This window comes from Nocardioides pacificus (assembly GCF_054775955.1).
In genome coordinates, this window is sequence record NZ_BAAHCI010000015.1 from 514,558 (window position 1) to 535,921 (window position 21,364).

18 protein-coding genes are annotated in these 21,364 nt (G+C 71.5%); 5 read left to right on the forward strand and 13 right to left on the reverse strand.

Annotation, left to right across the window (positions count from 1 at the left end):
- Positions 1-4 precede the first annotated feature (4 nt).
- Positions 5-799, reverse strand: coding sequence for a purine-nucleoside phosphorylase (locus ACYU7L_RS20950; protein ID WP_460800630.1), 795 nt, complete (start codon positions 797-799; stop codon positions 5-7).
- A gap of 101 nt (positions 800-900) precedes the next feature.
- Here ACYU7L_RS20950 and ACYU7L_RS20955 point away from each other — a divergent pair, with 101 nt between their 5' ends.
- Positions 901-1,278, forward strand: coding sequence for a VOC family protein (locus ACYU7L_RS20955; protein ID WP_460800633.1), 378 nt, complete (start codon positions 901-903; stop codon positions 1,276-1,278).
- Positions 1,279-1,444: 166 nt separating this feature from the next.
- Here ACYU7L_RS20955 and ACYU7L_RS20960 read toward each other — a convergent pair whose 3' ends face one another.
- Complete coding sequence (locus ACYU7L_RS20960) at positions 1,445-1,897, reverse strand: gamma-glutamylcyclotransferase family protein (protein WP_460800635.1); 453 nt, start codon at positions 1,895-1,897, stop codon at positions 1,445-1,447.
- Positions 1,898-2,016: 119 nt separating this feature from the next.
- Here ACYU7L_RS20960 and lpdA point away from each other — a divergent pair, with 119 nt between their 5' ends.
- From lpdA to ACYU7L_RS20975, 3 genes are all read left to right on the forward strand, one after another.
- On the forward strand, positions 2,017-3,414 hold the full coding sequence (gene lpdA, locus ACYU7L_RS20965) for a dihydrolipoyl dehydrogenase (RefSeq protein WP_460800636.1): 1,398 nt from the start codon (positions 2,017-2,019) through the stop codon (positions 3,412-3,414).
- An 89-nt stretch (positions 3,415-3,503) separates the two neighbouring features.
- Positions 3,504-4,895 carry an NAD(P)H-quinone dehydrogenase gene (locus ACYU7L_RS20970; RefSeq protein ID WP_460800637.1) on the forward strand — a complete coding sequence of 464 codons (1,392 nt, stop codon included), beginning with the start codon at positions 3,504-3,506 and terminating at the stop codon, positions 4,893-4,895.
- 132 nt (positions 4,896-5,027) lie between these two features.
- Positions 5,028-6,269, forward strand: a complete 1,242-nt coding sequence (locus ACYU7L_RS20975) for a SpoIID/LytB domain-containing protein (RefSeq protein WP_460800638.1) — start codon at positions 5,028-5,030, stop codon at positions 6,267-6,269.
- Between the two features lie 3 nt (positions 6,270-6,272).
- On the opposite strand, the gene ACYU7L_RS20980 is transcribed toward ACYU7L_RS20975, so the two are convergent.
- From ACYU7L_RS20980 to ACYU7L_RS21000, 5 genes are all read right to left on the reverse strand, one after another.
- The gene (locus ACYU7L_RS20980; protein WP_460800640.1) at positions 6,273-6,653 is read right to left on the reverse strand and encodes a response regulator; all 381 of its coding nucleotides are present in this window, start codon (positions 6,651-6,653) and stop codon (positions 6,273-6,275) included.
- Between the two features lie 110 nt (positions 6,654-6,763).
- Positions 6,764-7,354, reverse strand: a complete 591-nt coding sequence (locus ACYU7L_RS20985) for a hypothetical protein (protein WP_460800642.1) — start codon at positions 7,352-7,354, stop codon at positions 6,764-6,766.
- 2 nt (positions 7,355-7,356) lie between these two features.
- The gene (locus ACYU7L_RS20990; RefSeq protein ID WP_460800644.1) at positions 7,357-7,899 is read right to left on the reverse strand and encodes a pyruvoyl-dependent arginine decarboxylase; all 543 of its coding nucleotides are present in this window, start codon (positions 7,897-7,899) and stop codon (positions 7,357-7,359) included.
- A gap of 41 nt (positions 7,900-7,940) precedes the next feature.
- Positions 7,941-10,040, reverse strand: coding sequence for a sensor histidine kinase (locus ACYU7L_RS20995; RefSeq protein ID WP_460800646.1), 2,100 nt, complete (start codon positions 10,038-10,040; stop codon positions 7,941-7,943).
- Positions 10,041-10,084: 44 nt separating this feature from the next.
- Positions 10,085-13,462, reverse strand: a complete 3,378-nt coding sequence (locus ACYU7L_RS21000; protein WP_460800648.1) for a pyruvate carboxylase — start codon at positions 13,460-13,462, stop codon at positions 10,085-10,087.
- An 87-nt stretch (positions 13,463-13,549) separates the two neighbouring features.
- Here ACYU7L_RS21000 and ACYU7L_RS21005 point away from each other — a divergent pair, with 87 nt between their 5' ends.
- The gene (locus ACYU7L_RS21005) at positions 13,550-14,536 is read left to right on the forward strand and encodes an SGNH/GDSL hydrolase family protein (RefSeq protein ID WP_460800650.1); all 987 of its coding nucleotides are present in this window, start codon (positions 13,550-13,552) and stop codon (positions 14,534-14,536) included.
- A 177-nt stretch (positions 14,537-14,713) separates the two neighbouring features.
- Here the strand turns inward: ACYU7L_RS21005 and ACYU7L_RS21010 are convergent, their stop codons facing one another.
- From ACYU7L_RS21010 to ACYU7L_RS21035, 6 genes are all read right to left on the reverse strand, one after another.
- The gene (locus tag ACYU7L_RS21010) at positions 14,714-16,414 is read right to left on the reverse strand and encodes an FAD-binding dehydrogenase (protein WP_460800653.1); all 1,701 of its coding nucleotides are present in this window, start codon (positions 16,412-16,414) and stop codon (positions 14,714-14,716) included.
- Positions 16,411-17,037, reverse strand: coding sequence for a TetR/AcrR family transcriptional regulator (locus ACYU7L_RS21015; protein WP_460800654.1), 627 nt, complete (start codon positions 17,035-17,037; stop codon positions 16,411-16,413). The genes ACYU7L_RS21010 and ACYU7L_RS21015 overlap by 4 nt, the downstream gene beginning before the upstream one ends.
- Positions 17,038-17,176: 139 nt before the next feature.
- On the reverse strand, positions 17,177-18,163 hold the full coding sequence (locus ACYU7L_RS21020) for an LLM class F420-dependent oxidoreductase (protein WP_460800656.1): 987 nt from the start codon (positions 18,161-18,163) through the stop codon (positions 17,177-17,179).
- A 162-nt stretch (positions 18,164-18,325) separates the two neighbouring features.
- Positions 18,326-19,483: a hypothetical protein gene (locus ACYU7L_RS21025; RefSeq protein ID WP_460800658.1), complete on the reverse strand. Its 1,158-nt coding sequence runs from the start codon at positions 19,481-19,483 to the stop codon at positions 18,326-18,328.
- Between the two features lie 10 nt (positions 19,484-19,493).
- Positions 19,494-20,213: a hypothetical protein gene (locus tag ACYU7L_RS21030; RefSeq protein ID WP_460800659.1), complete on the reverse strand. Its 720-nt coding sequence runs from the start codon at positions 20,211-20,213 to the stop codon at positions 19,494-19,496.
- Positions 20,210-21,364, reverse strand: a 1,155-nt coding sequence (locus ACYU7L_RS21035) for a hypothetical protein (RefSeq protein WP_460800661.1), incomplete at its 5' end; no start/stop codon positions are given. The genes ACYU7L_RS21030 and ACYU7L_RS21035, both read right to left, overlap by 4 nt.

Consider the following 21,364-nt stretch of genomic DNA (forward strand, 5'->3'; position numbering starts at 1 on the left):
TGGGCTAGATGCGCGGGACGATCTTGCCGAGCAGGTCGCCCATCCGCGTCGCGGCGGCGCGGCCGGACTCGAGGACCTCCTCGTGGTTGAGGGGCTCGCCCGTGATGCCCGCGGCGAGGTTGGTGACCAGGCTGATGCCCAGGATCTCCATGCCGGCCTCGCGGGCGGCGATTGCCTCGAGGGTGGTGCTCATGCCGACCAGGTCGCCGCCGATGGCGCGGACCATGCCGATCTCGGCCGGGGTCTCGTAGTGCGGGCCGGGCAGCTGCACGTAGACGCCCTCGTCGAGGCTGGGGTCGAGCTCGCGGCACAGGGAGCGCAGTCGGCTCGAGTAGAGGTCGGTGAGGTCGACGAAGTTCGCGCCCTCGATCGGGGAGGTCGCGGTCAGGTTGATGTGGTCGCTGATCAGCACCGGCTGGCCGGGCTCCCAGGTGTCCTTGAGCCCTCCGCAGCCGTTGGTGAGCACGATCGCGCGGCAGCCCGCGGCGGCGGCGGTGCGCACACCGTGCACGACGGCGGCGACGCCGCGACCCTCGTAGAAGTGGGTGCGGCCCAGGAACACCAGGAGGTTGCGATCGCCCGCGCGGACCGAGCGGATCGTGCCGGAGTGCCCCTCGACGGCGGGCGGCGCGAAGCCGGGCAGGTCGGTCACGGGGATCTCCGCGGTCGCCTCACCGAGCGCGTCGACGGCCGGCAACCAGCCGGAGCCCATCACCAGGGCGATGTCGTGCTTCTCGACGCCGGTGATCTCGGCGAGGGCATGTGCTGCCTGGCGGGCCAGGTCCTGGTTCTCGGTCACGGGCGAACTCTAGACCCGGGGTGGGGGCCCACCCGGAATCGTCGGGACCTTGGTCCTCAAGCCTCTTGTCGACCGCGTGCCTGCGGGACGAGGGTGGGAGGATGATCGATCACTTCGGCATCAACTGCGCCGACCTCGAGGCGGCGAAGGCGTTCTACGACAAGGTGCTCGGCGTGCTGGGGCACCGCCGATTGATGGACTTCGACGTGGCCGTCGGCTACGGCACGGAGCAGCCGCAGTTCTGGGTGGGCACCATGCCCGACACGGGACCCAACCGGGAGATGCACATCGCCTTCACGGCCACCGACGCCGCGCAGGTGCGGGCGTTCCACGCCGCGGCGCTGGAGCTCGGGATGGAGTCGCTGCACGAGCCTCGGCTGTGGCCGGAGTACCACGAGCACTACTACGGGGCCTTCGTGCGCGACCCGGACGGCAACAACGTCGAGGCTGTCTGCCACACCGCGTCCGCGGGCGACTGAGCGTGGCGGTCCCTCCAAGCCGACTCGGCGCATCTTGACGGTCGAGTCGGCGCAATTTCACCGACCGTCCGCCGTACGGCGTGAAACTGCGCCGGCTCGGCGGTGAAACTGCGCCGACTCGGCGGTGAAACTGCGCCGCCTGGGGGGTGAAACTGCGCCGAGTGGGCTAGAGGCCGTTGGAGCGGCAGGGGCGGCGGCGCAGGCGGGCGACGTAGTCGGCGGGGGCGTCGGCGGCCTCGGCGGCGTCCGCGAGCACACCGAGGTACGACGCGGAGGGCAGGCCGCCCTCGAAGGCATCGAGGACGTAGGCCCACACGACGAGGTCCCCGGTGAGCGTGGCGACGCGGACCTTGGTCTTGCGGAAGAGGCCGGTGTCGGCGGACTCCCAGCCGTCGAGGGCGGCCATGTCCTCGGGGGTGATGTCGTAGACCGCGACGAAGACCTGCTCGATGGGGTCCTCGACGATCGTGGCGAGTGCGCCGTCCCAGCCGTGCTCCTCGCCGCCGAACGTCAGCCGCCAGCCCTGGAGCCAGCCGGTCGTCTGCAGGGGGGAGTGGGGGCAGCGCTCACTCATCCGGGCAGGGTCCATGTTCGACCCGTAGGCGGCGTAGAGCGTCACGAGCGGCAACGTTATCCGCTCCCGGTCACGGCTCATGCCACCGGTGCCCTCCCCGGGTCGGCCAGAGGGGTGGCCAGGGGGGTGGGGCGCACGTGGGCCCAAGGCCTAGGCTGGGCCTCGTGACCCACTTCAACGTTCTCGTCCTTGGTGCCGGCCCCGGTGGATACGTGGCGGCGATTCGTGCGGCCCAGCTCGGGCTCTCCGTCGCAGTGGTGGAGGAGAAGTATTGGGGAGGTGTGTGCCTCAACGTGGGCTGCATCCCCTCGAAGGCGCTGCTCAAGAACGCCGAGCTCGCGCACACCCTCACCCACGAGAAGGCCAAGTTCGGCATCGAGGGCGACGCCACGATGTCGTTCGGCCCGACGCACAAGCGCAGCCGCCAGGTCTCGGACGGGATCGTCAAGGGCGTCCACTTCCTGATGAAGAAGAACAAGATCCAGGAGATCAACGGCTGGGGCACGCTCACCGGCCCCAAGGCCCTGGACGTCAAGGACGCCGACGGCAACGTCACGTCCTACACCTGCGACAACATGATCATCGCGGCCGGTGCGACGACGCGGCTGATCCCGGGCACCTCGCTGAGCGAGCGCGTGGTGACCTACGAGGAGCAGATCCTCGACTCCGAGCTCCCCGGCTCGATCATCATCGCCGGGTCCGGCGCCATCGGCGTCGAGTTCGCCTACGTCATGAAGAACTTCGGCGTGGACGTCACGATCGTCGAGTTCCTGGACCGGATGGTCCCTACCGAGGACGCCGACGTGTCCAAGGAGCTCGCCAAGCAGTACAAGAAGCTGGGCGTCAAGGTGATGCTCTCGACCAAGGTGGAGTCCATCGACGACTCCGGCGACAAGGTCAAGGTCACGGTCAGCCCCGCCGGCGGCGGTGACCAGCAGGTCCTGGAGACCGACAAGGTCCTGCAGGCGATCGGCTTCGCGCCGCGCACCGACGGCTACGGCCTCGAGAACACCGGCGTGGAGCTGACCGAGCGCGGCGCGATCGCGATCGACGAGTTCGGCCGCACCAACGTGGGGGGCGTCTACGCCATCGGCGACGTCACCGGCAAGATGATGCTCGCCCACGTGGCCGAGGCGATGGGCATCGTCGCCGCGGAGACCATCGCGGGCGCCGAGACGATGCCGGTCGACTTCGACATGGTCCCGCGCGCGACGTACTGCCAGCCGCAGATCGGCTCCTTCGGCTACTCCGAGGCCCAGGCACGCGAGAAGGGGTACGACGTGAAGACGTCGACGTTCCCCTTCAGCGCCAACGGCAAGGCCGCCGGACTCGGCGAGCCGGTCGGCTTCGTCAAGGTGATCGCGGACGCCGAGCACAACGAGATCATCGGCGCGCACATCATCGGCCCCGACGCGACCGAGCTGCTCCCGGTGCTGACGCTGGCCCAGCAGTGGGACCTGACCGCCGACGAGGTGTCGCGCAACGTCTTCGCCCACCCGACGCTGTCCGAGGCGGTCAAGGAGGCCGTGCACGGCATCTCCGGCCACATGATCAACTTCTAGCGGCACAGCAGCGGCCCCCGACACCCAGCAGAGCCGGACACCAGCAGAGCCAGACAGCAGCAGAGCCAACCAGGAGCAGGTGGATAAGCGTGAACCGCGTCGTCATCATCGGTGGAGGTCCCGGAGGCTACGAGTCCGCGCTGGTCGCGGCCCAGCTGGGCGCCGAGGTGACCGTCGTCGACTCGGACGGGATCGGTGGGTCAGCGGTGCTCACCGACTGCGTCCCGAGCAAGACGCTGATCGCCACCGCCGAGCTGATGACCGACGTCGCCGGTGCGGCGGAGCTCGGGGTGAACTTCGAGGACCACCAGGGCGATGCCGCCTCGGCGATCCGCGTCGACCTGGGCCGCGTCAACGAGCGGGTCAAGCAGCTCGCGGCCGACCAGTCGGGCGACATCACCCGTCGACTCGAGCGTGACGGCGTGCGAGTCGTGCGCGGCTACGGGCGTCTCGACGGCCCGCAGCGCGTCGTGGCGAGCCTGGCCGACGGGGGTGAGGAGGTCCTCGACGCCGGCGCGATCCTGGTCGCCACCGGCGCGGCGCCCCGGACCCTCCCCACGGCGCAGCCGGACGGCGAGCGGATCCTGACCTGGGAGCAGGTCTACGACATGACCGAGGTCCCTGAGAAGCTGATCGTGGTCGGCTCGGGCGTCACCGGCGCGGAGTTCGCGTCGGCCTATCTCGCGCTCGGCATCGACGTCACGCTGGTCTCCTCGCGCGACCGCGTGCTGCCCGGCGAGGACGCCGACGCGGCGACGGTGCTCGAGGAGGTCCTCAAGCGGCGCGGGATGAAGCTGCTCTCGCAGTCGCGGATGGAGTCGGTGACCCGGTCGGGCGACAGCGTCACCGTGACGCTCACCGACGGCCGCAGCGTCGAGGGCTCCCACTGCGTCCTGGCCCTCGGGTCGGTGCCCAACACCGGTGGCCTCGGCCTCGAGGAGGCCGGAGTCGTCCTCAAGGACGGCGGCTTCGTCAACGTCGACCGGGTCTCGCGCACCTCCGCCCGCGGGGTGTACGCCGCGGGCGACTGCACCGGCGTGCTGATGCTGGCCTCGGTCGCGGCGATGCAGGGCCGGATCGCGATGTACCACTTCCTCGGTGACGCGGTCGCGCCGCTGGACCTGGCCAAGGTCTCCTCCAACGTCTTCACGGCGCCGGAGATCGCCACGGTCGGCATCTCGCAGAAGGCGGTCGACGCCGGTGAGATGCAGGCCGACGTGGTGATGCTGCCCCTCGCCGGCAACGCCCGCGCGAAGATGCAGAACGTCCGCGACGGCTTCGTGAAGCTCTTCTGCCGTCCCGGGACCGGCATCGTCGTCGGGGGAGTGGTCGTGGGTCCGCGAGCCTCCGAGCTCATCCACCCCGTCTCGCTCGCGGTGGCGGAGTCGATCACCGCCGACCAGCTGGCCCACGCCTTCACGGTCTACCCCTCGATGAGCGGCTCCGTGGCCGAGGCGGCGCGACGCCTGCACCGGCTCTGAACCGCTGCGCGCGCCGGCGGCTAACTACAGTCGTGTGGTTCGTCTGAAGCGATTGCAGGTCTGTGCCGTCCGTGATGCGATCAGCTTCGGCACATCTTTCGCAATCGCCCCACCTCTCCCGGGAGTCCCACCATGCGTCCGCCCTTCCGCTTGGTCCACGCGCTGGCGGTGACCAGCCTGACGCTGGTGCTGACCGGGCTCTCGCCCCTCGTCCCGACCGCGGGGGCCGCCCCGGCTGACGACGTCGATGCCAAGCGGGTCTCCCAGCGCTGGACGGTGCCGACCTCGGCCACCATCACGATCCGCGGTCGCGGGTACGGGCACGGCCACGGCATGTCGCAGTACGGCGCGGAGGGCGCCGCCCGCGCCGGCCTCGACCACCGCGAGATCATCGCGCACTACTATCCCGGCGCCCAGTGGGCGCGCGCCGCGGGCACCGTCTCGGTGATGATCAGCGACGACACCTCCGACGACGTGGTGGTGGCCGCTCGAAGCAACCTCACGGTTCGCGACCTCGCCGCCGAGAAGACGTGGACCCTGCCCGCCAACGGCGCGAAGCGGTGGCGGCTCACGACCGACAGGGCGGGACGCACAGTCGTGTCCTATCGCGCCGGCGGCTGGAAGCGGTGGCGGGTGCTGCGCGGCGACGGCGAGTTCTATGCCAAGGGCGGCGCCATCTCGCTGGTGACGCCTGCCGGCGTCCAGCGCTTCCGCGGACGGCTCCGGGCCGCCTCGCCGACGCCCGGCGCGCGCGCCAAGGACACCGTCAACGTGCTCGCGCTCGACAACTACCTCAAGGGGGTCGTCCCGCTCGAGATGCCGGCCAGCTGGAGCCCGGCGGCGGTCCGCGCCCAGGCGGTCGCGGCGCGCACCTACGCGACGTACGAGCGCAGCCACCCGCGGGCCGGGCACTACCAGATCTGCGACACCACCTCGTGCCAGGTGTACGGCGGCTACGACGTCGAGCACCCCCTCTCCAACGCCGCGATCGTGGCCACGCGACGGCAGGCGCTGACCTATCAGGGCAAGCCGGCGTTCACCCAGTTCGGCTCGAGCAGCGGCGGCTGGACGTCGGCCGGCTCGGTGCCCTACATGCCTGCGCGCGAGGACCGCTACGACGGCTGGGCGGGCAACCCCGTGCACCAGTGGACGACCAGCGTCTCCGATGCCGCCATCGAGGCGCGCTGGCCCGCGGTGGGTGACCTGCAGGCCATCACCGTCACCGAGCGCGACGGCAACGGCGAGTGGGGAGGCCGCGTGTGGCAGCTGCGGCTGTCGGGCAGCAAGGGCGTCGTCCGGGTCTCCGGCGACACCTTCCGCTCGGTGCTGGGTCTGCGCTCGACGTGGCTCGACTTCGCTGTGCGCAAGCGCTGAGACTCAGGCGCTCCAGCCGAGCATCTGGCTGACCTCGCTCGCGAGGGTCATCGGGTCGAACGGCTTGGCGATGACGCCCGCGACCGGGAGTCCGTCCCACATCTGACGGTTGCCCACCTGCACCTTGGCGGTCACCAGGATGACGGGGATGTGCTTGAGCGCCTCGTCGGCCTGCATCCGCCGGAAGGTCGTGAGACCGTCCATGTCGGGCATCATCACGTCGAGCAGGACGGCATCGGGGAGGTGCTCGTGTGCGCGCGCCAAGCAGGCCACCCCGCCGTCGGCCGTCACCACGTTCCAGCCGCCCACCAGCTCGAGGGCGAGCTGGGATATCTCCCGAATCGAGTCGTCGTCGTCAACGACGAGCACCGTGGGGTTCGCCACCGAGCACCTCCCAAGAGCTGGCGATCTGAAACACGTGCCCCCGTGGTCCATGCACTTCTCCCGGGGTGACCCTACTCCCCACAGGGGCCGAAGCGTCGTCCGGCACCGATTCACATGCCGACGACGGGCTCCGCGAAGCTCACGGCGTAGTAGGTCTGCCGGTCGATCGGCTTCACACTGACGTCCGCGTTGCGCAGCAGCATCTGCTCGATCACGGTGCCGAACCCCCAGGCGTCGTTCCACGCACAGATGTCCCAGGCGCACAGCCCGCGCGCGTCGGCGACGACCCGGGTCATCTTCGCGATCATCGCCTCGAAGATCCGCCCCTGCCGGTAGTCGCCGTGCACGAGGGTCAGGCCCAGGTAGAAGACGGCCCCGCGCGCAGTCTGCTCGGGGAAGTGGTGGGCGAAGTAGGCGGCGCTGATCCACGGGACGGTCTCGAGGTCGCGGGTGAGGGTGGAGATCCCGATGATGCGGTCCCCGTCCCACGCGACGTACTTCTCGACGCGCGGGTCACGCATCTCCTCCAGGAACTCGTGCTCGTGGAGCACCTGGCGCGCGGCGGCCTTCGTCTCGAGCTCGCCGAAGGTCTTGCGGTAGAGCTGCCAGTACTCGGCGGCGGTCTCGTCGCTGACCCCTGTCTCGACCGTGATGACGAGATCGTGCTCCTCCCCGGGCCGGGCGGAAGCGTCGGTGCTCATGCTCACCACCCCACGACGCGGTAGGCCGCCAGGGCGAGCGCGCAGACCGGCTGGTCCTCATAGTGAGCGGAGACCATCGCCTTGTGGACCTCGCCGTAGCCACCACCCCGGTTGCGGGCCATGGCCTCGAGGCTCAGGTCGATCTGCTCGCTGAGGGACTCCTCGCTGCCGCCGTGGTGCTCGACGAAGAGTCCGCCGCCGGTGAGAGGGTCGATCGTCCAGCCGAGCCCGGCCCAGGCGATCTCACCGGGCTGGCTGGCGTAGCTCGCGGAGACCACGCAGTAGAGGCGGTCGCCGTGGTTGCCGGCGAGCGTGGAGGTGTCGTGCCTGAGGGTGCTGCCCGGCGGGATCACCGACGAGAGGGTGATCAGGTTGAAGTTGGCGACGCCGGCCGTCAACAGGGCGTGGTCGAAGGCGGCCAACGGGGTGTGGGCGCTGCCCTTCCCGACGCGGATCGTGATGTCGAGGGCCGCGGAGGCCTGCGTGGGGTCTGCGGGATGGTCGGCGTTCAACGGTGGTTCCTTCATGTCGGTCGTGCGGGGCATCGGAGCAGGCAGAGGCGGGTCTTGAGCGGCCGGGGGGTGGGTCAGGCGAGTCCGGCGGCACCGGCCCGGGGGAGGGTGAAGAGCACGGCGGTGCCGGTGCCGAGCTCGCTCTCGACCCAGATCTGTCCTCCGTGGCTCTCCACGATCCCCCGGCAGATGGCCAGCCCCAGACCGGTGCCGCCCTTCTGGCGGGCATCGGAGGAGTCGACCTGCTGGAAGCGCCCGAAGATGCTCTCGAGCTGGTCGGCCGGGATGCCACGACCCTCGTCGCGGACGGAGAAGAGCACCTGCCCGTCCTGGGCCACCGCAGCCACCTCGACCACGCCGCCCTCCTCCGAGTAGTTGACCGCGTTGCTGAGAAGGTTCGTGAGCGTCTGCACGAGGCGGTCCCGGTCGGCGAGCACATCACCGGTGGACGACAGGACCGTGAGCTCGACGCCGCGGGCCGCGGCGAACCCCTCCATCTCGAGCACCGAGCTCTCGAGGAGCTCCAGGGCCGAGAGGGGGACGAGGTTCTTCGCGCCGGTCCCCGACTCGAGTCGCTCGATGTCGAGGATGTCGTTGATCAGGCGGATCAGCCGCTCGCTGCTGTCCAGGGCGATCGTCACCATGGGTGCAGCGCGCTCGGGGAGTTCACCGAGGCGGCCGCTCGCGAGCAGCCCCAGAGAGCCCCGGATGGAGGTGAGCGGGGTGCGCAGCTCGTGGCTGACGACGGAGAGGAACTCGTTCTTCATCCGGTCGACCTCGCGCCGCTGGGTCATGTCGCGGAAGACGACGACCGCGCCTCGGACCTCGTCCTCGTCGAGGAGCGGGCTGGCCGTGATCTCGACGGGGAACTGGGTGCCGTCGGCGCGAAGGTAGACGTCCTCCTCTGCGTTGGAGACCACGCCGTCCCGGATCGCCTCGGTGACGTAGCAGCCCGCCCAGGGGTAGGGACGGCCGTCCGCGCCCGGCGCGTGGAACTCGTCGTGGGCTCGGCGCCCCTGCAGCTCCTCGGGGGCGTAGCCCAGCGCTCGGGCGCCCGAGGGATTGATGAACGTGATCCGCCCCGAATGGTCCACGCCGTAGATGCCGTCCCCCACCGAGGTCACCAGCACCTCGTTCTGCCGGGCCAGTCGGCGCAGGTCGGAGGTCTGCTCGCGGACGCGTCGCTCGAGTCCTCGGCGCAGGGCGGCGCTGTCGCGGGTGAGGAGGGTCTGGCGGACGCCGACGAGCAGCAGCAGGATGAGCCACAGCAACGCCTGGCTGGTGTCGAGGCGCTCCTCGGTGCCGAAGATCGCCTGCACCACAGCTGCGGTGAGCAGCGCGATGAAGACCGTGACGGTGCCGATCGTGTCCGACACCGCCGTCCGCCCGGACGGGATGTCGGTGATGTCGCTGGGATACCAGGCCGAGAGGCCGATCAGTCCGTAGCCGGCGATCCAGCCCAGATCGAGCAGGCTGCCGAACTCGAAGGTCCCGCGACCGGCGAGCACCGCGAAGGCCAGGTCGGCGCCGGCGTAGGCGATGAAGCCGCCGGCCACCAGGCTCAGAGCGGGGCGGTCGCTTCCCACGCTGCGCAGGACGAGGAGGACCGCCACGCTGGCCAGGACCACGTCGAGTCCCGGCAGCGCCAGCGCGATCAGGTAGGTGTCCAGACCCTCGGAGCGATCGGTCGGCAGCTGGGAGTAGACCAGCACCGAGGCGATGATGAGCACGGCCGCACCGGCCACGAGCGCGTCGAGGGCGACCATCAGCAGGTCGAAGCCCCGCCGCCGCACGCTGGGGAAGTTCAGCAGAGCCACGATGGACAGCAGGAGGGCGGCCGCGAGGGCCGTCTCGTTGAAGTCACTCGGAGCGTCCACGGGGTCGGCTCCGACGACGGTGGACCAGAGGTTGCCGGCGAGGGCGACGACGCCGGCGGACGTGATGAGCGCCCACGCCCTGCGACGGCGACCACGGGTCAGCGCGGCGCGGTAGATGCAGCTCGCGGCGCCGAGCAGGCCACCCAGCATCAGCCCGACCGAGCTGGCCACCTCGCGGATGCCTTCCGGTGCGGCGGGCTGCAGCAGGAGCGCGAACGCCAGACCGAGCACGGTGGCGGCCGGCGCCACGACGCGGAAGCGGCGTCGCTGGACGGCCAGCGACGGCATCTCTCCCATGAGGGTGGACGCTATCAGCCGATGACCCTTGGCACAGGCAAGGGCTAGGCCAGCACGACCACGAGATCGCCGCCCTCGACGGCCTGGGTCCCGGACAGGGCCACCCGCTCGACGACGCCGTCGATGGGGGCGGTGATCGACGCCTCCATCTTCATCGCCTCGATCGTCGCGATGGTGTCGCCCGCGCTCACCTTCGCGCCCTGCTCCACCGTGACCGAGACGACCCCCTGGAAGGGCGCCGCGACGTGACCGGGCTTGGCCGGATCCGCCTTCTCGGTGGCACTGACCTCGGCGGCGACGCTGCGGTCTCGGACGCTGACCGGGCGCATCTGCCCGTTGACCGCGCACATCACCGTCCGCAGACCACGCTCGTCGGGGTCGCTGATGGCCTGCAGCCCGATCAGGAGCCGCTTGCCCTCCTCGATGTCGACCTCGCGCTCCTCGCCCTGACGCAGACCGTAGAGGTAGTCCAGGGTGGGCAGCACCGAGACGTCGCCGTACGTCGCGCGGGCCTCGAGGAAGCTCTTGGTCGGACCGGGGAAGAGCAGCTCGTTGAGCGTCTGGCGAGGGTGCTGGGCCAGGCCCTGCTTCTGCTCCTCGCTGAGCGCCTCGGCAGGGGCCTTCCAGGTGCGGCCCTCGAGCGCCTTGGTCCGGAACGGCTCCGGCCAGCCGCCGGGCGGGTCGCCGAGCTCGCCGTTGAGGAAGCCGATGACGGAGTCGGGGATGTCGAAGGAGCCCGGATTCTCGGCGAACTCCGCGGGATCGGCGCCCGCCGCGACCAGGTGCAGGGCCAGGTCGCCCACGACCTTCGACGACGGGGTCACCTTCACGACGTTGCCGAGGATGTCGTTGGCCGCGGCGTACATGTCCTCGATCTGCTCGAACTTCTCACCGAGTCCGAGGGCGATCGCCTGCTGGCGGAGATTGGAGAGCTGACCGCCGGGGATCTCGTGGCGGTAGACCCGGCCGGTGGGGGAGGGCAGGCCGGACTCGAACGGCGCGTAGACGCGTCGGGTCGCCTCCCAGTAGGGCTCGAGCGCGTTGACCGCGGCGAGGGAGAGCCCGGTCTCGCGCTCGGAGTGGTCGGTGGCCGAGACCAGCGCGGACAGCGCCGGCTGCGAGGTGGTGCCGGCCATCGAGGCGCACGCGGCGTCGACGGCGTCGACCCCCGACTCGATCGCGGCCACGAGCGTCGCGAGCTGGCCGCCGGCGGTGTCGTGGGTGTGCAGGTGGACCGGGAGGTCGAAGCGCTCGCGCAGAGCGGTGACGAGCGTCCGGGCGGCGGGGGCGCGCAGCAGACCCGCCATGTCCTTGATGGCCAGCACGTGGGCGCCGGCCTCGACGATGCGATCAGCGAGGTCGAGGTAGTAGTCGAGGGTGTAGAGCTGCTCGTCGGGGTTGGAGAGGTCGCCGGTGTAGCACAGCGCGACCTCGGCGATCGTGGTCCCGGTGGCGCGGACTGCCTCGATGGCCGGGCGCATCTGCTCGACGTCGTTGAGGGCGTCGAAGATCCGGAAGACGTCGATGCCGGTCGCGGCGGCCTCCGCGACGAAGGCGTTCGTCACGTCGGTCGGGTACGGCGTGTAGCCGACCGTGTTGCGCCCGCGCAACAGCATCTGCAGGCAGATGTTCGGCACGGCCTGGCGCAGCTTGGCCAGACGCTCCCACGGGTCCTCGCCGAGGAAGCGCAGCGCCACGTCGTACGTCGCGCCGCCCCAGGCCTCGATCGACCACAGCTCAGGGGTGGTCCGTGCGACGTGACCGGCGACGGCGACCAGGTCACGGGTGCGGACGCGGGTGGCCAGCAGGCTCTGGTGGGCGTCGCGGAAGGTGGTGTCGGTGACCGCGACGTTGCGCTGCTCGCGCAGCTGTCGGGCGAACGCGTCCGGGCCGAGGGCCAGCAGCTGCTGGCGGGTGCCGTCCGGGGCGGGCACGGCCAGGTCGACGTCGGGCAGCTTGGTGCACGGGTCGAGGCTGACCGGCGCCGGGCCGTGCGGCTGGTTGACGGTGACGTCGGCCAGATAGGCGAGCAGCTTGGTGCCGCGATCGCCCGAGGTGCGGGCCTTGAGCAGCTGCGGGTGGGTCTCGATGAACGACGTCGTCACGTGGCCGGCGGCGAAGTCGGGGTCGCTGAGCACGGCCTGCAGGAAGGCGATGTTGGTGGCGACACCGCGGATGCGGAACTCCGCGACCGCACGACGTGCCTTCTCGACCGCCTTCTCGAACGTCCGGCCCCGGCAGGTGAGCTTGACGAGCATCGAGTCGAAGTGGGCGCTGACCTCGGCGCCGGTGTAGACGGTGCCGCCGTCGATGCGCACCCCGCCGCCGCCCGGCGAGCGGTAGGCGGTGATCTTGCCGGTGTCGGGGCGGAACCCGTTGGCGGGGTCCTCGGTGGTGATCCGGCACTGCAGCGCCGCGCCGCGCACGGTCACGGTCTCCTGGGAGAGGCCCAGGTCGGCCAGCGTCTCGCCGGCCGCGATGCGGAGCTGGGACTGGACCAGGTCGACGTCGGTGACCTCCTCGGTCACCGTGTGCTCGACCTGGATGCGGGGGTTCATCTCGATGAACACGTAGTTGCCGTCGCGGTCGAGCAGGAACTCGACGGTGCCCGCATTGCGGTAGCCGATCTCGCGGGCGAAGCGGACCGCGTCGTCGCACATCCGCTGGCGGATCTCGGGGTCCAGGTTGGGGGCCGGGGCGATCTCGACGACCTTCTGGTGGCGGCGCTGCACGGAGCAGTCACGCTCGAAGAGGTGGATGACGTTGCCGTGGCCGTCGGCGAGGATCTGCACCTCGATGTGGCGGGGCTCGACCACGGCCTGCTCGATGAAGACGGTCGGGTCGCCGAAGGCCGCCTCGCCCTCGCGCATGCAGGTCTCGACCGCCTCGCGGAGCTGGGCCGGGTCGTCGACGCGGCGCATCCCGCGCCCGCCGCCGCCGGCCACGGCCTTGACGAAGAGCGGGTAGGGCAGCTCGGCGGCCGCCTCGACGAGGGCGTCGACGTCGGTGGAGGGCTCCACGCTGGCGAGCGTCGGGACGCCGGCCTTCTTGGCGGCCGCGATCGCCCGCGCCTTGTTGCCCGTGAGCGTGAGGACCTCGGCCGTGGGCCCGACGAACGTGATGCCCGCGTTGGCGCAGGCCTCGGCCAGCGCCGGGTTCTCCGACAGGAAGCCGTAGCCGGGGTAGATCGCGTCCGCGCCCGCCTTGACCGCCACGGCCACGATGGCCTCGGGGTCCAGGTAGTTGCGCACGGGGTGGCCGCGCTCGCCGATCTCGTAGGCCTCGTCGGCCTTGAGCCGGTGCTCGGACCACCGGTCCTCATGCGGGAACACCGCCACCGTGCGAGCGCCGACCTCGTACGCAGCACGGAAGGCACGGATGGCGATCTCGCCACGATTGGCCACGAGCACCTTGGAGAACATGCGCAGAGGCTAGCCCGACTAGGGTGCACCGCAACTGTGTCGCTCGTCTCGTCCGCTGTGCGGAACGTTCCTCGGGAGGGAACCCCTTTGAAGTCAGTCCTGTCCGGCCGCGCCCGCGCCGCCGTCTCCGTGCTCGCCCTCGCCGTGCTCGCGGTGCCGCTGGGATCGGTGTCCCTCACGTCGGCACCCGCCTCGGCGGCTCCGAGCGAGGTCGTCACCGGTGAGGAGCCGATCGACTACGTCGCGCTCGGCGACTCCTACAGCGCCGGCCCGCTCGTGCCCGCGCAGCGTGTCGACCCCCTCGGCTGCCTGCGCTCGACCAACAACTACCCGGCCTACCTGGCCGGCTACTTCAAGGTGGCCAGCTATGTCGACGTGACGTGCTCGGGCGCGGAGACGATCGACCTGCTGTCGCGCCGGCAGAGCACGATCGTCCCCGGTCCCTCGCCGGCACCCCAGATCGACGTGCTCACCGACGAGACCGATCTGGTCACCATCGGCATCGGCGGCAACGACTACGAGCTGTTCGGCTCGATGATCACCGTGTGCGAGGCGGTCGCCGACCTGGACCCGAAGGGCTCGCCCTGCAAGCGCCACTTCACCAAGCGCGGGGTGGACACCAAGCTGCGCGACGCGAAGCGGATCCGCAAGGACATGGGCAAGGTCCTGCGGGCGGTCCACCGCCGGGCGCCCGGCGCGGAGGTGTACGTCGTGGGCTACCCGCGGCTGCTGCCCGAGAAGGGCACCTGCAAGGCCGTGAAGTTCGCCGCCGGCGACTACCGCTGGGGCAACCGCGTCGAGAAGCGCCTCAACCGCTCGCTGCGTGAGGCGTCGGCGGCCAACGGCGCGCGCTACCTCAACCTCTACCCGGTCTCGCGCGGCCACGACGCGTGCGCCGGCAAGCAGGCCTGGATCAACGGCAGCACGCTCAACCCGCTGCGGGCGGCCAACTTCCACCCGTTCCGCCAGGGCATGCGCGGCGTGGCTCGCGACATCTACCGCCAGCTCACCGGCGGTCTGACCGCCCCCGGCTACGCGTTCGCGCGCCCGCCGCTGGGCTCCCAGGTGCGCTGACCCCCTTCGGCGTCCGCATGGGCGGGGGTGTCGGTTTCCCCGGTCGACCGGGGATCGCTGAACATGTCGGGCGTAACTTCGCCCGACAACATCAGGTTTCCCCGGTCGACCGGGGAAACCTGACGGCGGCCATCAGACCAGGCGGACATTTCGCCGCGGCGACCTGACACGGGACGGTCACGCCACGGGCGTGCGAGCCAGCGCCCGTCCGGCGGCCCGCCCGGAGAAGATGCAGCCGCCGAGGAAGGTCCCCTCGAGCGCGTTGTAGCCGTGCATGCCGCCGCCGCCGAACCCGGCCACCTCGCCCGCGGCGTACAGACCCGGCACGGGAGCGCCGTCCGCCCCCAGCACCCGTGCGTCGAGGTCGGTCTCGAGACCGCCGAGGGTCTTGCGCGTCAGGATGTTGAGCCGTACGGCGATCAGCGGGCCGTGGGCGGGGTCGAGGAAGCGGTGCGGCTTGGCGACCCGGATGAGCCGATCGGTGCGGCTGCGCCGGGCGTTGTTGACGGCCTTCAGCTGCAGGTCCTTGGAGAACGCGTTGTCGAGCTCGCGGTCGCGGGCCACGAGCTCGGCCTCCACTGTCGCGGGGTCGATGACCGGTCCTCGGGAGAGCGCGTTCATCCCGTCCGCGAGCGTGGCCACGTCGTCGGCCACGACGAAGTCGACGCCGTGCTCCTTGAACGCCTCGACCGGGCCCGGCGCGCCCTTGGCGAGGCGGCTGCGCAGCATGAAGCGCAGGTCCTTGCCGGTGATGTCGGGGTTCTGCTCCGAGCCCGAGAGCGCGAACTCCTTCTCGATGACCGACTGGGTGAGGACGAACCACGAGTAGTCGTGGCCGGTGCCCAGGATCGTCTTGAGGGTGCCGAGGCTGTCGAAGCCGGGGAAGTTGGGCGCGGGCAACCGCTTGCCGGTCGCGTCCAGCCACAGCGACGAGGGGCCGGGGATGATCCGGATGGCGTGGTCGGGCCAGATCGGGTCCCAGTTGTGGATCCCCTCGGTGTAGTGCCACATCCGGTCGCGGTTGACGACGCGCCCGCCGGCGCGCTCGGTGATCTCGAGCATCCGTCCGTCGACGTGGGCGGGGACGCCGGAGATCATCGTCTCCGGCGCGGGCCCGAGCCGCTCGGTCGGCCAGTTGCGGCGGATCAGCTCGTGGTTGTGGCCGATGCCGCCGGAGGTGACGACCACGGCGGGCGCGCGCAGCTCGAAGTCGCCGATCGCCTCCCGGGAGGAGGCCTGCCCGCGCGCGGCGTCGCTGGGCTCGAGGACGGTGCCGCGGACGCCGACGACCGTGCCGTCCTCGACGACGAGGTCGTCGACCTGGTGGCGGAAGGCGAAGGACACCAGCCCGTCGCGCTCGCCGGCCGCGACGGGCTCGGCGAAGACGCGGACCACCTCCGGTCCGGTGCCCCAGGTGAGGTGGAAGCGGGGCACGGAGTTGCCGTGGCCGGTGGCCGTCCCGCTGCCGCGCTCGGCCCACCCGACGAACGGCAGCACCTTGAGGCCGAGGGCGCGCAGGTAGTCCCGCTTCTCCTCGGCGGCGAAGCGCACGTAGGCCTCGGCCCACCGTCGCGGCCAGCGGTCCTCCCCATCCTCTCCGTCCTCGCGGTCGAAGCCGGCCGAGCCCAGCCAGTCCTGCATCGCGAGCTCGGGGGAGTCCGTGATGCCCATCCGGCGCTGCTCGGGGGAGTCGACGAGGAAGAGGCCGCCGAGCGACCAGAACGCCTGGCCGCCGAGGTTGGCGCGGTTCTCCTGATCCAGGACGAGCACGCGCCGCCCGGCCTGCACCAGCTCATGGGTCGCGACCAGGCCGGCCAGGCCGGCACCGACGACGATCACGTCGGGCTCGAAGGCGGGCGGCTGGAAGGTGTCGGTCACGTGCTCTCCTCAGGGGCGGGGGCGGTGCGCAGGTCCTCGAGCATCCGGGCGAGCAGCCGCAGGGTCTCCTCGTCGCGGTCGGCGTCGGGAAGGACCTCGGCGACGGCGGCCTCGCCGTCGAGGTAGTTGATGGCGATGCGCAGCGCGGTCTGGAAGTCCGGGTGGCCGCCGGCCGCTCCCACGAAGTCGGCGGCCGTGCTCGCCGTACGGCGGTGGAAGGCGCGCAGCGCGGGCTGCAGATCTGCGCGCAGCTCGGGGTCGGTGCGGGCGGCGCGGACCAGCTCGTGCCAGACCTGGTTGGAGCGCGAGCGCACCTGGGAGCGGACCTGGCGCAGGGCCTCGAGCAGGGACGCCTCGTCGAGGTCCACGCCCGCGAAGCGGTGGGCGAACTCCTCGGTCTGCTGGCGCGCCACCCACTCGGCGGTCGCGACCAGCACCGCGCGCCGGGTCGGGAAGTGGCGGAAGAGCGCGCCCTGGCTCAGTCCGGCGCGCGTGCAGATCGCCTGCACCGTGGTGCGTGCGTAGCCGAGCTCGTGCACCGTCTCGGCGGTGGCCTCGAGCAGGCGGGCGATGGTCTCCTCGCGGCGCTGGGTCTGCGTCCGGGGCGGGACCCGGTCGCTCACCGCGGGGAGACGGGGTAGAGAGTGCTCACTACCTAAGTATTGACGGACGCTGCGCCCCCTGCCAACATCTGGGGTGGGAGGGAGCGGCCGTTCCGCTGGAGACAGCGGAACGGCCGTGACCCAGCCGTCAGTCGGGCGCTCAGCCAGCCGCGGCGCGCAGCTTCTCGAGCAGCGGCCCGGCGGCCTCGTCGAGGAACCGGTCGATGCCCTCGTCGCCCACCTGGACCAGCGCCACGTCGGTGAAGCCGGCCTCCCAGAACGGCCTGACGGCCTCCACGATCGCGTCGAGGTCGGGGCCGCAGGGGATCTGGGCCGAGACGTCCTCGGGGCGCACGAACTTCGTCGCGCCGGCGAAGCCCGCCGTCGTCGGCAGGTCGGCGTTGACCGCCCACCCGCCGGCGAACCAGCGGAACTGCTCGTGCGCGCGTCGTACGGCGCTCTCCTGGTCGGGGTCCCAGCAGATCGGGATCTGGCCCATCGCCTTGGCGGGCGAGCCGATCGTCGGGGCGCCGGAGGTGGCGTTCCAGGTCGTGACGAGGTCGGCGTCGGGCTCGGTCGCGATCAGGTGGTCGGCGAGCGGGGCGAAGTGCTCGATCGCCTTCTCGCCGCCGATGGCCACGCCGAGCGGCACACCACCCTCGGGGAGGTCCCAGACACGGGCGGAGTCGACGCGGAAGTACTGCCCCTCCCAGGTGACCAGCTCGCCGGAGTGCAGCCGCCGGATGATCTCGATCGCCTCGACGAGCATGTCCTGGCGCACGTCGACGGCGGGCCAGCCCTCGCCGATCACGTGCTCGTTGAGGTTCTCCCCGGCGCCGAGGCCGAGCGTGAACCGGCCGTCGGCCAGCAGCTGAAGCGTCGCGGCCTTCTGGGCCACGACGGCCGGGTGGTAGCGCATCGTCGGGCAGGTGACGTAGGTCGCGAGCTCGACGCGCTCGGTCGCGTGGGCGACGGCGCCCAGCACGCTCCAGACGTACGGCGCGTGCCCCTGCGCCTCGAGCCAGGGGAAGTAGTGGTCGCTGGCGACCTCGAAGTCGAAGCCGACCTGCTCCGCCGCCACGGCGTGGCGCACCAGGTCCTTGGGGCCGCTCTGCTCGGTCATCAGGGTGTAGCCGAATCGGGTCATGGGCGCCCGGTGTCCCGAAGGGCGGAGATCCATGCGTGGTGGGAGGAACGGCGCGGGGATGCATGCCGTTTGGTCCCCAACGGCAGGGATTTCTGGGATTCGGGTGCAGTCTCCGCCCAATCGGCGCGCCTCTTGTCGGCCGTCGTCTCGGTGCTCGCCTTGTCAGCGCGTTCCGTGGAGCCGGGGGAGCAGGTCGGGCTCGAGCGCGCCGTAGCCGGTGCTGGCCCAGGGCTCGTCGGTCGTGTCGAAGTAGTGGACGGGCTGTCCCTTGCGGAGTACGTCGAGGGTGTCGGGCCGGCGCTTGGCCTTGAGGTCGGCGCGGCACGTCGGGCACAGGGGCACCTTCACCGTGGTCTCGCCGCGCTGGACGGGGCTCGACCCGCTGGCCTCGCCGTGCAGCGGGTTGAGGAAGCAGGGGACGGCCGGCTCGTGTCCGCGCCCGCTGAGAGCCGCTGCGAGGAAGCCCTCGCCCCGGCCGGCGAGCACGATCGCGCCGACGACGTCGAGTACGTCGGGGGTGGGATCGCCTCGACGCAGCACCCGGCGGGCGCCGTCGTAGTGGTCAAGTGCCGCCTGCCAGGCACCGGCGTCGTGGGCCTCGCTCATGTCCGCGTGGTCGATGGCCTCGCCGAGGGTGAGCAGCTCGCGCTCGGCACGCTTGAGGAGCTGGCGGTCGTTGGCGTCGCGGATGCGGTCCACGGCGGACTCGGGCAGCACGAAGCCCCCGCGCCGTCTGCCGGCGCGGTGTCGGGTCCAGCCCCAGCCCGCGGTGACGACGAGTGCCAGGACCAGACCGGCGACCAGCAGCCCGGAGGGGTCGCCGCCGGCGCCGGGGTCCTCGGAGTCGGGCGAGGACCCGGTGCTCTCCTGTCGGACGGCGTCGTAGCGCTCCTGCGCCGTGTCGGTGGCCACCATGTCGGTCAGCGCGACCAGGCCCGCCCCGAGATCGTCCGGTTGCTCGAGCTCCGGCACATAACCGAGGAGGAAGTCGTCGAGCTCGGGGGAGCCGGGCGCGGTGTAGTCCCGGGTGACCAGGCTGTAGCCGTACTCCTCCAGGTCGACGATCCGCCCGTTGGAGACGTAGAGCCCGGGCTCCGGGTAGCGGTCGTGGAGCCGGGCGAGCAGCTCCTCCGGCTCGCCGGTCCACGGGTCGTCGTCGCTGTAGGGCTCGACGACGACGAACACCGCGACGTCGCTGGCAGCGATGTTCGTCTGGATCTGGGCGACCTCGGCGTCGTCGACGTACTCGCGCAGGCTGGGATGGACGTAGACGCCGTCCTCGGCCAGGTCGGCGTGGATCCGGTCGAGCTCGTCACTCACGGCGTGCCTCTCACGAGTTCCTGCTTCGGCGCGACTCCGACTGGCGCAGCCGGGCCCTGACCAGCGACGCCACCACGAGTGCCAACGGCATCACGGCGAGCCCGGCGACCAGGCCACCCAGGATGCCGTACGTGACGCCTCCTGCGACGCCGATGTCGGGTGTGCTGCGGTAGTCCGGACCCACCTCGGCGCCGTCGACCTGCTCGATCATCGTCAGCAGGTGGGTGGTGGGGTCGCCGACGAAGTCCCCGTCCACCTCCCCGTACCCGATGGAGAGGCCGTGGTCCCACACGACCCCGCTGGTGGGCTCCTGCCACACGACGTACACGCCGGGACGCCCGACGTCGTGGGCGAGGGCCTCGACGGTGGGGTGCAGACTGCCCAGGCCCGCGACGTGCGCCATCTTGCCGACGACCACGTGCACGGCCGGATCCGCCTGGGCTGCGGCCGTCTCGAGGCGGGCCTCCTGCTCGGCGGAGACCAGGTCGCGCGACTCGGCCGTCACGAAGACCCGGTCGTCGCGCAGCTCGGCGACCGCGGCGCGTCCCCGGTCGCTGGTCGGCAGGGTCGGCGGCTCGTCGTCGGTCATCGCGACGCCTGCGCCCCAGCCGATCCCGGCTCCGAGCCCGGCCGCGGCGAAGGCGATGCCGAGGGACGCGGCGCGCGAGAGGACCCGGTCGTCCTGGGTGCGGCCGGTGGCCTTGCGGGGCCGCCGGCTGGAGCGACTCATCGCGCCTCCCGGTCGAGGATGACCTGGTCGGCGTAGTCGTCAACGAGCGAGCCGAACCCGGTGTGCGACCACACCGAGTCCAGCTTCCAGTAGGCCACGCGCCGTCCTTTCGTCTGCTCGACGGTCAGCGAGCCCGGGGCTCCGCCGCCCTCGACGGCCTGGTGGCAGCGGGTGCAGGAGGGGACCGACGCGTGCGCGAACGTCGTGCGGGCGGTGGCCTCGCCGTGGCGCGGATCGAAGTAGCAGCAGCGGTAGGGCGGGTCGTCGGTGAGTGCTCGGGCACCGGTGCGCGCCAGCGTCAGCGAACCGACGAGGGACAGCACGTCCTCGCTCGAGAGGAGCCGCTCTGCCTGGGCCAGGCAGGCGCTCGCCTCAGCGTGCCCGCGATGCTCGACGTCGGCGCGGGCGAGCTTCTTCGCCAGCTTCCTCACCTCGCGCTTCGCGGTCAGCTGCGCCGTCGCCTGCTCGGTCGGCGCGGGAACGGCGACGTCGGGGGCGACGGACGACCGGGGGGTGCGAGCAGAGGCCTTCGGGCGACGCCAGCTGCGTGCCACGGCATAGGCCAGCAGCCCGGCGACCAGGGCGAGCGCGATCGGGAACGCGAAGACGCGCCAGGGGTCGGGCTCGTAGGCGCTCCACTCGCTCGGGGACCGCTCCATGCGATAGGCGCTCTCGCTCAGGACCGCGTCGAGGTCGCCCTCGGAGATGTCGCCGTCGGCCGCGGCATGGAGGACGAGCGCGGCCTCGCCCGCGGCCGACAGCCCGGTGTGGCAGCACTCGTCGCCGTAGATCTCCCTGTGCGCGTGGCCGACCTCGCGCTCGATCTGCCCGTCCGGATCGACGTCGTAGGCCGCCCACTCGAAGTCGTGGCTCTCGGTCGCGGCCAGGTAGAGGCCCGGCTCGTCGAGGCGCAGGTGGAGCACGCGCACGAGCTCGTCGGCCGGTCGGTCCGCCGTCACGTCCGAGGGACGCGCAACCAACGCGATGTGGACGCGGACGTCGACCCGGGAGGCGAGCTCGGTGAGGCCGGCGTGCGCCTCGGCGGTGAAGCCCTCGCCGATGATCTCCTGCACCAGCACGGGGTCGGTGCGCAGGGCCTCGAGGATCTCGGGAAGCGTTCCGGGGTCGGACCCACGAGGGTCCGACGCCGG

Coding starts and splice junctions, on each gene's coding strand:
- ACYU7L_RS20955 (WP_460800633.1), top strand. CDS start 901: ATGATCGATCACTTCGGCATCAACTGCGCCGACCTCGAGGCGGCGAAG.
- ACYU7L_RS20975 (WP_460800638.1), top strand. CDS start 5,028: ATGCGTCCGCCCTTCCGCTTGGTCCACGCGCTGGCGGTGACCAGCCTG.
- ACYU7L_RS20985 (WP_460800642.1), bottom strand. CDS start 7,354: ATGAGCACCGACGCTTCCGCCCGGCCCGGGGAGGAGCACGATCTCGTC.
- ACYU7L_RS20990 (WP_460800644.1), bottom strand. CDS start 7,899: ATGCCCCGCACGACCGACATGAAGGAACCACCGTTGAACGCCGACCAT.
- ACYU7L_RS20995 (WP_460800646.1), bottom strand. CDS start 10,040: ATGGGAGAGATGCCGTCGCTGGCCGTCCAGCGACGCCGCTTCCGCGTC.
- ACYU7L_RS21000 (WP_460800648.1), bottom strand. CDS start 13,462: ATGTTCTCCAAGGTGCTCGTGGCCAATCGTGGCGAGATCGCCATCCGT.
- ACYU7L_RS21020 (WP_460800656.1), bottom strand. CDS start 18,163: ATGACCCGATTCGGCTACACCCTGATGACCGAGCAGAGCGGCCCCAAG.
- ACYU7L_RS21030 (WP_460800659.1), bottom strand. CDS start 20,213: ATGAGTCGCTCCAGCCGGCGGCCCCGCAAGGCCACCGGCCGCACCCAG.